12 protein-coding genes and 3 pseudogenes are annotated in these 14,098 nt (G+C 53.3%); 4 read left to right on the plus strand and 11 right to left on the minus strand.

Features of this window, described 5'->3' with window-relative positions:
- Positions 1–174: 174 nt before the first annotated feature.
- The 3 genes and pseudogenes from SG26_RS01280 to SG26_RS01290 form a co-directional block, all read right to left on the minus strand.
- Positions 175–2,067 carry a transposase gene (locus SG26_RS01280; protein WP_050038230.1) on the minus strand — a complete coding sequence of 631 codons (1,893 nt, stop codon included), beginning with the start codon at positions 2,065–2,067 and terminating at the stop codon, positions 175–177.
- 241 nt (positions 2,068–2,308) lie between these two features.
- A pseudogene (locus SG26_RS01285) lies at positions 2,309–2,940 on the minus strand (recombinase family protein); the annotation flags it as partial.
- A gap of 74 nt (positions 2,941–3,014) precedes the next feature.
- Positions 3,015–3,662, minus strand: coding sequence for a helix-turn-helix domain-containing protein (locus tag SG26_RS01290; RefSeq protein WP_050036639.1), 648 nt, complete (start codon positions 3,660–3,662; stop codon positions 3,015–3,017).
- Positions 3,663–3,847: 185 nt separating this feature from the next.
- Here SG26_RS01290 and SG26_RS01295 point away from each other — a divergent pair, with 185 nt between their 5' ends.
- Positions 3,848–4,813 carry a nucleoside hydrolase gene (locus SG26_RS01295; protein ID WP_228841617.1) on the plus strand — a complete coding sequence of 322 codons (966 nt, stop codon included), beginning with the start codon at positions 3,848–3,850 and terminating at the stop codon, positions 4,811–4,813.
- Between the two features lie 175 nt (positions 4,814–4,988).
- Here the strand turns inward: SG26_RS01295 and SG26_RS01300 are convergent, their stop codons facing one another.
- Positions 4,989–5,387, minus strand: a complete 399-nt coding sequence (locus tag SG26_RS01300; protein WP_050036640.1) for a PIN domain-containing protein — start codon at positions 5,385–5,387, stop codon at positions 4,989–4,991.
- Entirely contained in the window at positions 5,384–5,629 is a 246-nt protein-coding gene (locus tag SG26_RS01305) for an antitoxin VapB family protein (RefSeq protein WP_050036641.1), read from the minus strand. The genes SG26_RS01300 and SG26_RS01305 overlap by 4 nt, the downstream gene beginning before the upstream one ends.
- Positions 5,630–5,900: 271 nt before the next feature.
- Here SG26_RS01305 and SG26_RS01310 point away from each other — a divergent pair, with 271 nt between their 5' ends.
- Positions 5,901–6,419, plus strand: coding sequence for a PH domain-containing protein (locus SG26_RS01310; RefSeq protein WP_050036642.1), 519 nt, complete (start codon positions 5,901–5,903; stop codon positions 6,417–6,419).
- A gap of 213 nt (positions 6,420–6,632) precedes the next feature.
- Here the strand turns inward: SG26_RS01310 and SG26_RS01315 are convergent, their stop codons facing one another.
- From SG26_RS01315 to SG26_RS01335, 5 genes and pseudogenes are all read right to left on the minus strand, one after another.
- Positions 6,633–7,037: a transcriptional regulator gene (locus SG26_RS01315; protein ID WP_050036643.1), complete on the minus strand. Its 405-nt coding sequence runs from the start codon at positions 7,035–7,037 to the stop codon at positions 6,633–6,635.
- 21 nt (positions 7,038–7,058) lie between these two features.
- Positions 7,059–7,365, minus strand: a pseudogene (locus SG26_RS01320) (DUF6516 family protein).
- Positions 7,366–7,560: 195 nt separating this feature from the next.
- On the minus strand, positions 7,561–8,001 hold the full coding sequence (locus tag SG26_RS01325) for a hypothetical protein (RefSeq protein ID WP_014030646.1): 441 nt from the start codon (positions 7,999–8,001) through the stop codon (positions 7,561–7,563).
- The gene (locus SG26_RS01330) at positions 7,994–9,703 is read right to left on the minus strand and encodes an SbcC/MukB-like Walker B domain-containing protein (protein ID WP_050036644.1); all 1,710 of its coding nucleotides are present in this window, start codon (positions 9,701–9,703) and stop codon (positions 7,994–7,996) included. Before SG26_RS01330 ends, SG26_RS01325 begins: the two co-directional genes overlap by 8 nt.
- The gene (locus SG26_RS01335) at positions 9,690–10,205 is read right to left on the minus strand and encodes a hypothetical protein (RefSeq protein WP_050036645.1); all 516 of its coding nucleotides are present in this window, start codon (positions 10,203–10,205) and stop codon (positions 9,690–9,692) included. The genes SG26_RS01330 and SG26_RS01335 overlap by 14 nt, the downstream gene beginning before the upstream one ends.
- Before the next feature lie 183 nt (positions 10,206–10,388).
- Between SG26_RS01335 and SG26_RS01340 the strand changes: the two genes are divergently transcribed.
- Complete coding sequence (locus SG26_RS01340) at positions 10,389–11,264, plus strand: hypothetical protein (protein WP_050036646.1); 876 nt, start codon at positions 10,389–10,391, stop codon at positions 11,262–11,264.
- 323 nt (positions 11,265–11,587) lie between these two features.
- Here SG26_RS01340 and SG26_RS01345 read toward each other — a convergent pair whose 3' ends face one another.
- On the minus strand, positions 11,588–11,929 hold the full coding sequence (locus SG26_RS01345) for a hypothetical protein (protein WP_023842902.1): 342 nt from the start codon (positions 11,927–11,929) through the stop codon (positions 11,588–11,590).
- Positions 11,930–12,331: 402 nt separating this feature from the next.
- On the opposite strand from SG26_RS01345, the pseudogene SG26_RS01350 reads away from it, so the two are divergent.
- Positions 12,332–13,801: pseudogene (locus SG26_RS01350) on the plus strand (type IV secretion system DNA-binding domain-containing protein); the annotation flags it as partial.
- Positions 13,802–14,098: the final 297 nt, after the last annotated feature.

A 14,098-nucleotide genomic window follows, 5' to 3' on the forward strand; every position in this document is an offset into this window, starting at 1 on the left:
GGTGGCCGCTGAATGCACAGACTGGGGTTCGTTCCAGCCGTTTTCTTGGTGTGCCAAATGAGCTGTGGATGGAATCGGATCACGATTTCAGAATCATGGCATCAAATCGCGAAACAAATAACCGCCCAAGAGAGCTGTCGCTCACGAACGGGCGTCACAGGGGACAACCGAACCTCAGTCAGGCGGATCGAGCCCGTAGCACTGCTTGGCGACGGTCAGAAATTGGTTCGCGTCCACTCGCGGTGCGTACGTACGGCTCTCACCATCGATGGCGAGTTTCACCAGCAGGTCCACCAACCGCCAGACGTTGTAGAGCACACATGCGAACGCGAAATTGAAGAAGCGATAGTCGCGCTCGGTGGAGGTGGTTCGCACCATGAAGTGTTTTTGCTTCTTGCACCCGTTCTCGATCCCCCAACGATGCCGATACCAGCGAATTAGCCGCTCAATCATGTGGACGAACGCTCTCGCGTCCATCTGCTGACCGTCGGTGTCACCGGCGGTCACGTAGGGGTGGTTCGTCTCGAAGACGACGGTACCGGCAGTGTCAACGTCGCCGTTCTCTGCTTTCTGCTTACGCTCTTCGACTGCCTCTTCGCGTTGAATGTCCGCGAGCAGCCGTGAGAACGACATTCTTTCGCTCGGTTCACCCTCTATGTCCTCGAACTCCCACTCGCCGCACATCTCTTGCCATATCTCCGAGAGACCGCTGTCTTCGTCCTCATTGTCCGAGTGCGACTGCCTCGGGAGGTAGACCTGCTTGCGTATCGGCGTGCCGTCGGCTTTCTCTTCGGTGACGTGAAACCGTTCGCCGTTGCGGTACATCCACTCGATGGTGTCGGCCTCGTCGCGATTGGTGTAGATACGCGTCGGGTTGAGGTAGTGGACGTCGTATTCCTCGCAGGTGCCTTTCACCGACTCGCTGTCGAACTCGCGATCCATCATCACGAGATCGAGATTCACCATCTCGGTCGCTTTCGTCAGGAGTTTCTCGACGATCTCGTCTTTCGATTGGCCGCGCACGCGCGGGATAGCGTCAAGCACCAACGGAACGTCTCTTCCGACGATTTTGAGCACCGCCCACTGGTAGTACTCGTCTTCATCCCTGTGTCCGAGGATGTCGTCCTCGTGACTCTCTGGGTCGCCGGTAAACGGGAATCCCTTGGTCACGTCGATAGCCGCCCAGAGCTTCCCGGTGAGTTCGCCGTGCTGGCGCGCACGAGCGATCAGCATCCGTGTCGTGTTTCGGAGCATTTCCCGAATCTCCGCGACCGAGAGCTTGCCGATCTGGTAGCGATGGGTCGATCCCGTCGGAATCCGTTCCCGTGTCGTATCGAGCGAGAACGATGCCGGGCCGCTGCGGGCGTACATGTCCTCGCGCATCCCCATGTAGGCGTGCTGTTCCCAGAAGGCGTTCTCGTGGATCTGCCAGTTCGGCCCGCGGTCGAGTGCGAAGGCGTCGGTCACGAACGGCTTGGCCTGCTGCCACACCTCGTCGGTCCTCTCGGCAACGAGCTGGTGTTTCGGAAGCTTGTTGGTCTTGGTTTCGTCCGTCTCGTTGGTGCTGACTCGTTCGGGGAGGGAAACTTCGTTGGCACGCGCGGCCGTGACGATGCTGTCGGCGCACTCCCGTACGGCGTCACGCAGATCCTCGCTGAAACGCTTGCTCCACGCGCGCCAGAACGTCGATTGGTTCGGGAGACTCTCGAACCCAAGATCTCGGCGCAGCGAGGGGTTCGCTCGTAGGTGGTCGTGGAGCGCGGTCTCATCCCAGCCGTTGATCTTCTCGATGATGAACGCCCGCACCAGTAGCGCCATCGGATACGGTCCCGAATACGGTGCGTGGTCGTCGTGTGCCGCAAACGTGCGATGATCGATCGGGAGATAGCAGATTAGCGTCTCGATGTCGGCAAAACCCTCGCAATGCCCGCACTGTGACTGGGCGATGGTCGTGACATCCGCAACGAATCCGTCGAGGACGTCGCCTCCCTCGTCGAGTTTGCTCTCGAAAAAGTGCGCCTGTTCGTGATGATCGGTGGCGTCGGCGACGAGAGCCGCTGCAACCATCTCCGCAGTGTCGTCCAGCGGGTTTGTGGCGGGTGGTTTCGCGTCGATACGTGCATCCGTGTCGGGTACGTCCGCGTCCGACTCTGGCTTTGGTGACATACCTCTGGCATGTTTCTCACCACCACCACGGATCACCCGACACGCGGACGCTGAGCAGTATCACCCAGTCGATTACGTCCTGTGGTTCGGTGAGTGCTGTGCCATAGGTTGTGTCGGGTATCCGATCGTACCGCAAGCGAGACTATAACCGGTCCGATTCGTTCCGCGTACTGAGCGAGGGGAGTTCCTTCTCGCCGGTGTCGACCTTTGCGCGTTCGAGCCGCCACTGATCGTTGTCGAACGGGATGTCGTAGTTCGCCTCAGCTCGTGCGAGGATACTTCGAATCTTCGAGTCGGGTATCTCGAAGAACGCGGCGGGAGCCTTCTTCTCGCGACCTTTGCGAACCTCGCGGATGAAGCTCTGTACGCGAACGTACTCTGAGGGAATCTGCTGGAGGAAGCCTCCTCGACGGTGTAGCCGAACGGTGGTCGACCGACACGCTTGCCGTCGGCGATGGCGGCGTCGATGCCCTCCTGGACGCGCGAGCGGATCATCTTGCGCCCGGCGTCGGCAAATACCATCATCATGTTGAGCATCATCTCGGCCATCCAGTCGTCTTCACCGACGGTCCCGATGGGTTGGTTCACGAGGTCGATGTCGATGTGCTGCTCGCGGAGGTCCTCTACGAAGCCGGCGAGGTCGGCGAACGACCGTCCGAGCCGGTCGAGTTCGTGCACGACCACTACGTCGTACTCGTCGACGTGTTCTTGGAGAAACTGGTACTCTTGGCGTGAAGTCGATGCCCCGCTCTCACTGAGGTCACAGTACCACTTACGTTGGATATCTGCCATCATCCTTCTAGTTCGCAGGCCTCTCTACATGACGGCTCAATCTAGTCAGCTTCAGATCACGTCCCGGAACGATTCTCGACAGAGTTGACGAACTCCGTGATTATTCGTCCTTCAGCACGGTGCAACACCCCGCTTGCAGCTGAAGAGTTAACCGCAAACGTGTCTGCCAACTCCGTGAGCGTACAACGGCGGGGGCTGTCATAGTAGCCACGCTCAACCGCTTCGGTGATGAACTCCCACTGGCGATCCGTGAGTAACTCTTCCGGGGGATGTGATTGAGATAACGATTGGATTGTGAATGGAATGTTAGCAGCTGCTAATGTGTCTGTATATTCTGCTAATCGTTCGTGTGATGCCGTCATCTCTGTGGATAACCAGCCATCTTGCATTCGAGTCGGAAACTGCGGGATATTTCCCGTTGCCCGAAGTGCCCGATACGGCTCCGCCTCCGGAAACTGATACTGAATCACAACTGTCTGCTCGTCAGTGTAGACCACCTCATGCGAATCAATCCTCGGTACGTCGTCGAACTTTCGGATGATCGCGGTCGGGTTCTTCGTCGCTATTTCTACGAGCCCGAGCAGGCCATCGTCCGTGAGATGACTCGCCAATACCGTGAACGTAGTCTCGGGAAACTCGACGGAGATGTGAGCCAGTGGATCTGCGGACGCTGCCGCATTGAATCGCAACTGAACGGTTGGCATGTTCCCCGGTAATCGCCGATACTATATAAATAGGTGAATATACTCACGACAGAACTCACCAATATTTCTCCCTTTGTATACACCACGATGGGACTATCATCACACATCGAGAAACGCACCAGAAGGAGCAAGACGCTGTCTAGCGGTTCTCTAGAACAATATCTACTATCGGGTTTTACGGGGGTATGACGATGGGAAGAAAGATACTTCTGGACGTTGACACAGGTAACGATGACGCAATATTGCTGGCAATGATGCTTGCGGCTGAGGACATTGATGTTGTCGGTATTACTACAGTTGCTGGAAACTCAACGCTCACCAATACAACACAGAACACGCTGTCAGTCCTGGAATTGCTCGATAGAACAGATGTTCCAGTTGCGAAAGGAGCTGAACGACCATTCGTTCGGGATCATTGTGGTGCAGAATGGGTCCACGGCGAGAACGGACTTCGAGGTGATCTACCAGGTCCAACACCCAGTCCGGTCGATCAGACTGCGATGGAATTTATCTGTGAGCAGGTGGCCACGCACGGTACTGATCTCACGATCGCAGCTGTCGGCCCCCTCACAAATATCGCACTAGCTATCGCCAATCGACCGACGCTCCCTGATGAGATTGATGAGTTGTATCTAATGGGGGGAGCGGCACATACGCATGGAAATACAACACCAGTCGCTGAATTCAATTTCTGGGGAGATCCAGAGGCTGCCAGTCGAGTGATGCAAGATGGTTTCCCACGGATGGTGGGCTTAGATGTGACGAATCAAGCAACTGTGCTCCCCGAATTTGTCGACAAACTAGAGGATGCCGCGCCACCGCTCACTACTGTCGCTCAGTGGTTTGATTACCCAGATGAGCTTATGAAGGTGGAATATGGGACGACTGTTCCGGCGATCCATGATGGGGTAGTCGGGGCAGATATCATCGGAAATGTGTTGGAGTATGAATCGTACTACGTGGAAGTAGATACTACAGACGGTCCGTCCCGAGGTGCAGTTATCTGCGATGTCTTAGAAATAATGGAGACAGAGGTGAACGTCGTCTCTGAAGATCGAAATCACCTCTCACCCACAGGATACGTTGCTGAGAGCATTGATATTGACCACTTCCGAGAGATCATCTCAGAGACAATATTCTCTTACAACTGAAATCAGACAGGTGGGTTGCACATGCACGATAGTGTCGGTATTATAAACTTCGCAGGGAGCCATGCATGACGAATCTACCTAGCCGACCTCTGCTACAGTTGTTTCGACTGGCTTGATAACCCGTGGCGGTTGTGCGCCTCGTCTGAAGAGTGCAAAGACGAGTTCGTTTGGGTAATCAGCGATACTCTTCAACGTCGACGACTTGTTTGGTTTCCTCATGAGTGAGGTCACCGTCGACCGAGACCACTGTCGCATCAAGTTCTCGTCCGACCGCGGCAACGAGCGCGTCAACGCCGTCAAGATATGGTTCCTGTGATCCAACCTCGTCAGCGATTCGTCCCGCTTCAACCGACAGATCTTCGCTGATTTCGTATATTTCACCCCACGACAGCGCTTCAACCGCCTCTTCGAGATCGCCCGATGGGAGGTTTCCGACACCAACGAGTGCTTCAGCGTGGGCAGGAGCAGGCATTACCCATAGCTCTTCCTCACCGCCGTTCGATTCGTAGTACGTTTCTGTGGCAGGGTGACCGCTCAGGTAATCGATAAGGAAGTTCGCATCAAGAACCCTCATGTATCCTCGCCTAACCGTCGCATCCGCTCTTTCCGCTTCTCTTTCGAGTTCTCGCGCTTGTCTCGAATCCAGTCGGCGTCCTCATCAGAAAGAATCCCGAACCCGTCGTAAAAGCCAGCATCTTCACTCTCATCAAGGACGCGTTCGAGCACGTCGTTGAACGATTCACCCTCACGTCGACGGCGGTCAAGCTGTCGCTTCACTCGATCGCTCACTCGTATCTGCTCATCTGCGGTCGCCATTGATACGTCAACGTTGGCGTTGACATTGGTTAATCCTTGTGGGAAAACACAAGGACGATTTGTTTTATAGTCGTAACAAACAGCCCCTTTCACTCGAAACTCGGCGTGTAGTCCACCAGAGGTCGCCAGTTCGGAGTTATATACAAAATGTGCTCCGCTGCCTCAGAGAAAGAGCGGATTATCGTTAGTTCCAATATGTGTATACTATGTTATATATTGTAGTAGTACTTTAGCAAAACGGATATATACACTGTTAGCATCTAGTCATCAGATGGATGTGGAGGGTTATTTGACGACGAACGAAGAAGTACGTCTTCAGTGGGATGGCCAAGTAAAATCTGGTCTTACCAATGCGATCAAGGGCAGTGTAATCTTTGCAGCAACTAATATGAGGTTATTGGCAATAACTGATTCTGGCAACTCGAAAGATATTGAATATTCACATATCAGTTCGGTTGAAGTTGAAACAAGTCCTAAGTATAGTTCAACGGGGACTCAGCGTGACCTCATTCTAGGTTTTATTTCACTATTTGGTGGGCTATTTATTTTGCTTGTAGCAGAAAATAATGCTCAAATTCTACTGGCTGGGATAGGTTTCATTCTAGGACTAGGATTTGTCGTTTTTAATTGGGATGATTTCGAGGGGTTTTCTAGTTTATTTGATTTTGAAGAGACCACTGTATACAATATAACATTGATAACTGGCGACGAAGAAAATAACCAGATTAGTTTCCAGACGGAGGAAAATATCGGTGCTGAACTGTCACGGATTGTCAGGGAAACGAACTGAGAAATAAGGGATACACATGGAGTCGGTAAGTACAGGGGATATCTGTGTCAAAATAGCCTGTGAAATGGGGTTTACGCTATGTGTTTGACTAGTTCGTGAATTCATAGGACTGAATAGCACATTCAATACCGTCGATACTGAGTAGTGATTCACATGATCGACGAAACCGTCACTGAGGCCGAACTCTGACCGAAGCAGAACTTCAGCGATAAACTACGGTGCAACAGTACCAGTGTTCCCGTTCGACCCTGTGAATGGAATGTCGATTTCGAGACCGTCGTAGGCCAACAGCGGCTTCTTTGCTTCGCCCGGTCCACCGCCCTGAAATTCGATAACGTCGATATCTGCAAGTTCAGAGAGGTTCCGGTGTACCTGCTTGTAGTCTCGGTCAACCAGTTCAGCAGCCTCGCGGATGCTCGCCGGTTCATGTTCGGAGATCGCCTCCAACAGCTCCAGATTCTTCGGACTGAGGAGACGACTGAGTTCGGCGTACGAGTCGAAGTTCAGTGTCGGTTGGGCGTCGTCAAGGTCTTCGCCCTCCTGAGCGGCCTTGAGTCGACTACGCGTGCGCTGGTCGAGATGGTCGCTATTTCCGACGGTGACTTTGAGTGTGGGCATTGTGTTCCTCCCGGCAGCGTCCTACGGTGACCAGTTCCACGAAACGGGCGATAGTTCGGTAGCCTCCTCCTTGAAGCGGTCGTAAAGCGTCAGCATCCCCGGAAACTCGATGTATTCAACATCGTCGTGAATGTGGCGCTCGTGCCCTTTCGTCCGTTCGTGGGCATTGTCGTATCGGAGGATCGTGTCTCCGCCGACCTCCCCAAGACGGAGGCTGTAATCCCAACCACACGGGTACTTATTCATCGTCCGTCTGTCGGATGGTCACAGCAACGACGTAGCCGTCTTTGACATCCCGCCAGTCTTCGATGGTAGTGTAGGACGCCATCCGCTATCCTATGTTATTACCTCCATAGATATAAGCCTATGGAGACACCTCCATAACAGGGTCAAAAGACCACAATCGAGATTTTGTGTGCCGCCGGTCAGGTATATAAACGTCCAATTTCGCAGGACCGTAGAAAGCACTAGCTTTTAGCCTTCATCTGGAACAAATTCGTCCTGTTGAATCCGAGCTACCATCTTACAGCTCCTTATTGTGGGGATTATCTTTCGCATCTTGCACGTTCTCTCGCTGCACCATCTCGTACGCGCTCTTGTCCCCGTGTTTCCGGACCGTGTTCGCGATGCGGTCCTTTGTCTGCTGGAAGGACTCGTCAAGCCGCATCTTTGCCTGCTCATACCCACTCATGTATCGCTGGCCTTTCTCAGTCTGCTCTATCTCATGCGGTTCGTCATCATCATCTACCTCAAGCAGTCCAAGGTCCATGTATCGCTGCATCGCCTGAGAAAGCCCCGGGTCGTATGGACCCCGCTCCTCAGTTATCATTCGTAACGAAGTCTCTTCTGCCTCTTCATCGGCATAATTGAACAGGAGCTTGTGGTACTTTGTCCTCCCTTCAATCCGACCACCAGCTTCGCTCAACATCATTAGACGTGGGTGGTGGTTCTTGTCGTCACTCATCGAGATCATCCCACGTTAGCTGGACAGTCATCGTCTGCAGGCCCTCCACTTGGTGAGGGTCGAAGTGCCGTTGTAGAGACTCATTTGAGGACGCGATGATGTACTGGATATCCGTGTCCCGAATGAAATCTATTGCGCTGTCACGCTGGTCATCTTCCAGATTAGCGAACGGCTCGTCAAGGACCACAACCTCGAAGCTGTCATCCGAATTTTCGTTCTCTCTCGCCACAGATGCGGCCGTGTGTGCGAACGCCAAGTTCAGCAGTCGCGATTCACCCGTACTCAATTCACTGTATTTCCGCGGTCCCCCGTTACCCGGAAGGAGAATCTGACCGTCTTCCTCTACCCGGACCTCAAGGCCCAATTCTCCAGCAAGGGCTTCATAATTTTCTGACCACTTCTCTTGGAACGACATCACGATCTCTTCGAAGCTGTCTCGTTCGAGTTCATCAATGCGCTCCGTCACCTGTTCCAGCGATTCATCCATCTCGTCCAAGGAGTCCTGAATCTCATCACGCTCCTCTTCGAGCGACTGTTTCTGGGTGTTGAGGCGATCTACCTCGGCACGGTGCTGCTCAAGTTCATTTTTGGTTCGCTCAGCAACGGCCTCAATATCATAGTTGTTGTCCTCAAGCGTGAACTTGGTAAGGTCGTTTAGATCCGATAGGTCCGGGATGGATGCCTGAATTGAATCGATTTCATTTTCTATCTCAGCTTGTTCCTCTTTCAGCTCCTCAATCCCCGCTTCTAGCTGGTTTACTGTGTCGTCAGCGGACTCAACACGGCTGCGAAGATTCGTTTTCAGATCATCCAGAGACCGATCTTGCCCACAGTGTGGGCACTTGCCTCGATCTAGCCTATGATTAGCAGTACTCTCCGCGACAACTTGGTCACAGACAGGACAAGACAGCTCTTCAATCGCGTTGAGGATGAGGTCGTTGACCTCTTGTGTATACCGGCGGGCCTCACGCAACTGGCGGTCTTTCTTTCTGAGTTCCTGTTCTATCGTTCGCTTCCGGTCGTAGAGGTCCTGTAGTTCCTCGTTGAGTTCCTCGTTTTCTAAGAGCCGATCTCTGATGATTTCGATTCGCCCGGTGTCAATAAGCGACTGAAGCTTCTCGATTTTCTCAAGCCGGCTTTCGACCTGCCCAATATCAATTTCCTCCAACTCTCGCTGAACCGGTGCCAGCTCGGTACGTCTAACCTGCTCGATCTCCTGCTCAAGAGAGTCTCGTTCGTCTCGATAGTCCTCAAGTTCTTGTTGAAGATTGCTTCCAATTATCTGGCGGATAGACTGAATCAGTTGTGGTTTCGAGAGCCGAGAGAGTGGGAGTTTGTCGGTCTCGGAGTGAACGAACTGGAGAGTGGTGATGTCCTCTGGCCCGATTAGCTCTTCGAGGAGATCCTCAGCGGCTTCTTTTTCGACTTCCTCTGTACCATCATCGTAGGAGCGACCTCCCCCACCGCGATGGAGTTGGTGCCCGTTATCGAACTGGATTTCTACTGTGCTCGTTCGCCCGGGCTGGATACCGAGTGTAGCCCGGGGGCCGTAGAGTGCATACAAAAGAGCGTTAATTGTCAGGGTTTTACCTGAACGGTTTCCACCCTTGAGGAGGAGATCACCACCAGCGATATCCTCTTTCGTGATTGTCTGGTAATCCTCAACCGCGAACCCATCGATGTGGAGTCTACTGATTTTCATATTTGGCTGTATACGGCTCACTGATGTTCTGTGCGAGTCTGTTGAGTTCCTGGATACTCCGCCGGGTCAGGAGTTGAGTAGCGAGAAGGCCGATGACCAGCCCAATACCCAGTCCGAGAGTGCCACGGAGGTAGAACCCGACGAAGGGAGTGGTCAAGGCAATAATCAAGCCTGCGAGGATAGAGATATTCTTCTGGTAAGCGCGGCGGTCGAAGTCATCCACTCGGTTCTGGAGTTCTTCGGAAGCGGATTCGTAGAAGTCGTCGTGTCCCGTGATTTTCTGTATTTGGTCTGTGGACCGTCTCAGTTCGCCTCCGGCGAAGAAGTTGATTAGCCGGTTGTTCTGCTGATCGGCTAGGAACATGACCAGTATTGTCGGGAGGACGGACAGTGTTTTCAGGAAGAGTGGTTCTGGCCTGACGAGTTGGATGGCCACGCCTGTGTAGACGGTTAGGAAGACTGCTCCCCACCCACTATCCCAAATTTTCGTCGCAATTTGCATTCAATTCTAACCTTCAGAACTAACCAATAGATTGCCAAACATAAATCATGTGCCGTGATTACAATATCCGAGATGAATCAGCAGTAGTGAGGTCATAATTATCGCCACAATCGGTGACGACCGCCGACCTGCATCTGTCCACGAAGTCATTAATATGCTCTCTGAGAATTGTCCGATAGCAAGATGGGGCACGTCTACTACCATCACCCTGTAGACAAGCAGTTCTCTCTCAATTTCGTCAATCCAGACGCCGAGAATATCGTGTCACAAATCGTCGACTACGACGGGGATGTAGCTGTGAAAGTCGTGGAATACGAACTTGAAACAGAGTTCTACGGTGTATACACATCTCGGGTTGGTGGCGGTGCAGTGAGCGAGATCGAACTTGACCTCAGTGACGCTCTCGCGGACATGACTGAGGACAATGGGACGATTGTCGCACGTCTCCTAGAGATATATCGTGCGCTCCTCTCACAGAACGAGGAAGAAGAGGGTACGCCTGTGGAGGCTTACAAGAACATCGACATTGAGGACCTCCCCGATGTGTTTGACGAGACGTCGTGGGAAGGGACGGCAACAGATGTCGCTGGTCGCCTCGCGCCGAACCTGATTCTCAAGCACGCTCTTCCTAACGCCAATCATCGGACCGCTGTGGCGCTGCTACAGTTCTACCTGCGTCGCATCAACAGCGACTTTTCGATGCCCGAAACAAAAACCGAGATTGAGCCCGATACCTACGACTGGCGAGAGTGGGTCAACGAGTATATTAACGAATCAAAGCGTCTCCTGACTGTTCGACGGAAGAACGTCCTGTTCAAACATTTGCGTGAGTTCGGAGCCACAACGCTTGAGCGGAAACACGAAGTCATGATCGATTTGTCAGAGTATGAGCTTGATATGTATCCGCATGAAGCGAAGGTATTCTACGCCGAAAAACACCAAGACCTCTGGATAGAATTTGTGGAGAAAGCAGTTGAGCGAGCCGGCTTTCCAGAATTGACCGACACTACGGGGATATCTAAAGCAGAGTTCGCAGAGAAAATCCGGCGGCTTGACTAGCGGACTGCGTTAGTCTTGGAGAGTAGCGACTAATCGGCCAGTTTCTTCGGCCTCTTCGCTACGCGACATCCCATATGTCGCAAGCGCCTCGTCCACCGCTTCATCAAGACTCATAGTTCACTTCAATATTAGCTGTGTGATTGTATAAACTCTTGCATCACCCTGCATGTGCGCCATACAGACGTGAGAGATGTTCCTGATTATCCCTGTAATCGGAGCTGCCTGAGCAGATAGAACAGAAACCCAGAGAAACAGCCAGAATGCCGGATTCATGTCTAATTTGCAGAGCTGACGAGCGAAGCTGAGTCGTCGTCGGATCGGGGTCAAGCCCCAGCATGACCGATTTGGGGGGTGGTAACGCACTGTTCGGCCCCGTCGGTCTGCCGTTCCAGCGTCGTCCCCCGCAGGTGAGCGACCAGCGACAGCACCTGCCTGACATCTGGATGCAACGCCAGCCACTCCTCAAGTCGATCAGCACGTCCAGTCACAGCCAGCGTCAATTCATCGCCGTAGTCGATCTTCCGATGCCCCAGATCATAGAGAACTTCGGCGATGACAGCCATCTTGTCGGCAAACTCCGGTCCGTAGTCGTCGATGTCCACGTCAGCGCTGGGGGTAGAGCCTGCGAACTGCTGCCCTCGCCACCGAATGGCAGGCAAATCCATCCTTATGATTTGGGACCCCCGCCCCCGGGTGTTTCCGCGTAAACCCTAGATAGGCAAGACAGGCTAAATGAGAATAACCAAGATACACATATAAATACAGGAAAATATTAGAAGAGATATTTAATTCTAGAGAGAGCAGAAAGCTGATACAGAGGTTTGAAACGGATAGCAGACCGTTTCTCTCTTTCTTCTACTTTAGGCAATAACTAGCTAGAAAGAAAGAGATATAATAGATGTGAGAAACAGGAACTGATTCAGTTTATGCCGATAGGAAAATCCGCGTTAGAGGGCATTCTTAATCGCAGTATCGCCAATAATTCTCTCTTGTCGAGACTCATTATGCTCTTCTGCACCTCACACCATCTATAGAATTACGCGGAAACACCCGGGCCCCGGGGAGGGGACGCCGATTCAGAGTCGGACTTCCGTGAGGTCGCCGGCGCGATCTTCGGCGAAGCCGACGGCCACGACCCATTCCATCGGCCCGCCAAACAGACCTTCGCGGAGATGCTGATGTATCTCCATCTCAACGCGAAAAAGAACAGTCGCCGCCATGCGCTCTGTCATGCCGATATCGTCTCACTCCTCAACGAGGGCCATATCGCGCTGAAAAAGGCACTCGATGAGTTCGACCGACTGGACTCGGGTCACATCGACCCTGACAAGGGGAAAGGCGCACAGAACGTTTACCAGACGATCAAGGAGAACGTCGATCCCGTCTTCACTGGTGACTTCGGAGAGTATGGGGAGTTCTCCCTGCAAGAATATATCGAGAACCCGGAAGGCCGAGTCCTCATCATCGACTCGAATCCGACAGAACTGGAAACGCTCGGGCCGATGTACCAACTGCTCGTAGACTGGTCGATCCGCTACGCGATGAACACCTCGAACCCGACGGTCCACATCCTCGACGAGATTGACGCGCTGCCGGCGCTCACTCAAGTAACGAATCTTACCGCCCGAGGGCGGAAACACAAGGCTCGGGCACTAGTCGGCGTGCAAACAATCGGCCAGCTCAAGGACACGTACAGTACAATCTCTGGGATTGTCGGCAACTGTCCACAGGGAGTTTACTTCGGGCCGGGTGACACTGAGTCGACGGACTTCATCCTCGACGAACTCGGCGAGAGCCGGCAGTATGACCGGTCCGAGATGGTATCGATGAGTCACCAGGGACGCGGCGAGAACCCCCGGACGCAGGCTCGGGACACGTACAAAGAGAAGGACAAAATGCCGGTCACCTCTGGTCTGCTCCGTGACTTCCAGCCCGGTGAGTGCGTTGCCGTCTCACGAACGACGTGGGTCCACGGGCAGTCTTATGAACTGGCTGACGTTCGCGATAGCCTCCCGGCACAGGGTGCGGAGTCGCCGGGCAGTTCGGAACCGGAACCCACTGACGATGACACCGACATCGAGAGCGACAGTTGGTTCTCGTTCACCCGGGCTCGGCTCGACGATGTGCTTCGTGGGTCACTTGGTGAGGACGACGACGATGAGTCCAGAGAGAGCGGCCCTGATCGTGACTCCGAAGTCGAGCCGACCGTCGACGCGACAGACGGGTTGGGCAACGACGAGTCGACCGGCCCACTCGACCAGACAACAGCAAACACCGCCGTCACGTCTCCGGATACAGACCATCCGAACCTATCAGATGAAGAATGTGAGTGTGTCGGTGGCGATCACGACCAGCAGTCCGACGACAACAGCGGTGACTTCTCCTCTGACGAGTCACCGAACCCCACCACTGATGAGACGGAAGCCGCTGAGAAAGGAGATGCTGAATCGGCCTCAGAATCAGACGCTACTGAGACTGATGAGCAAGACAAAACAGAGTCAGAAGAGAAGGGGCACGACCCGGCTGGGTTCATGTGACTGCCTCTCTACAGAGTAACGATAGCATCTAAGAAAATCTATACTTTTGCAGATAATCTCTTGATCTCCCTTTGGTTGTTGACTGATAGAGTCCTTTGGCTGTAGCCCCTCAATAGAGCTATTATCAGATATCCGATAAAGTCTCCCCAGCTAACTGATTCTGGGTGAAATCGCCAGACGGAATCGGTTTTGCTCCTATCTGAATCTATTAGCTAAGTGACTGATTCGTACAAAATCGCAATACGTGGAGGGTGTGATTCACCGAATAATTGGTCCTTTAACTTGCCGTGCTTTGCG

The organism is Haloarcula sp. CBA1115 (assembly GCF_000827835.1).
GTDB lineage: Archaea > Halobacteriota > Halobacteria > Halobacteriales > Haloarculaceae > Haloarcula > Haloarcula hispanica.

Bases quoted from the DNA above. Each gene is read 5' to 3' on its own strand.
- SG26_RS01345 (WP_023842902.1), bottom strand. From the start codon at position 11,929: ATGGATTTGCCTGCCATTCGGTGGCGAGGGCAGCAGTTCGCAGGCTCT.
- SG26_RS01340 (WP_050036646.1), top strand. From the start codon at position 10,389: ATGGGGCACGTCTACTACCATCACCCTGTAGACAAGCAGTTCTCTCTC.
- SG26_RS01315 (WP_050036643.1), bottom strand. From the start codon at position 7,037: ATGCCCACACTCAAAGTCACCGTCGGAAATAGCGACCATCTCGACCAG.
- SG26_RS01330 (WP_050036644.1), bottom strand. From the start codon at position 9,703: ATGAAAATCAGTAGACTCCACATCGATGGGTTCGCGGTTGAGGATTAC.
- SG26_RS01290 (WP_050036639.1), bottom strand. From the start codon at position 3,662: ATGCCAACCGTTCAGTTGCGATTCAATGCGGCAGCGTCCGCAGATCCA.
- SG26_RS01305 (WP_050036641.1), bottom strand. From the start codon at position 5,629: ATGGCGACCGCAGATGAGCAGATACGAGTGAGCGATCGAGTGAAGCGA.
- SG26_RS01280 (WP_050038230.1), bottom strand. From the start codon at position 2,067: ATGGTTGCAGCGGCTCTCGTCGCCGACGCCACCGATCATCACGAACAG.
- SG26_RS01310 (WP_050036642.1), top strand. From the start codon at position 5,901: ATGGATGTGGAGGGTTATTTGACGACGAACGAAGAAGTACGTCTTCAG.
- SG26_RS01295 (WP_228841617.1), top strand. From the start codon at position 3,848: ATGACGATGGGAAGAAAGATACTTCTGGACGTTGACACAGGTAACGAT.
- SG26_RS01335 (WP_050036645.1), bottom strand. From the start codon at position 10,205: ATGCAAATTGCGACGAAAATTTGGGATAGTGGGTGGGGAGCAGTCTTC.
- SG26_RS01300 (WP_050036640.1), bottom strand. From the start codon at position 5,387: ATGAGGGTTCTTGATGCGAACTTCCTTATCGATTACCTGAGCGGTCAC.
- SG26_RS01325 (WP_014030646.1), bottom strand. From the start codon at position 8,001: ATGAGTGACGACAAGAACCACCACCCACGTCTAATGATGTTGAGCGAA.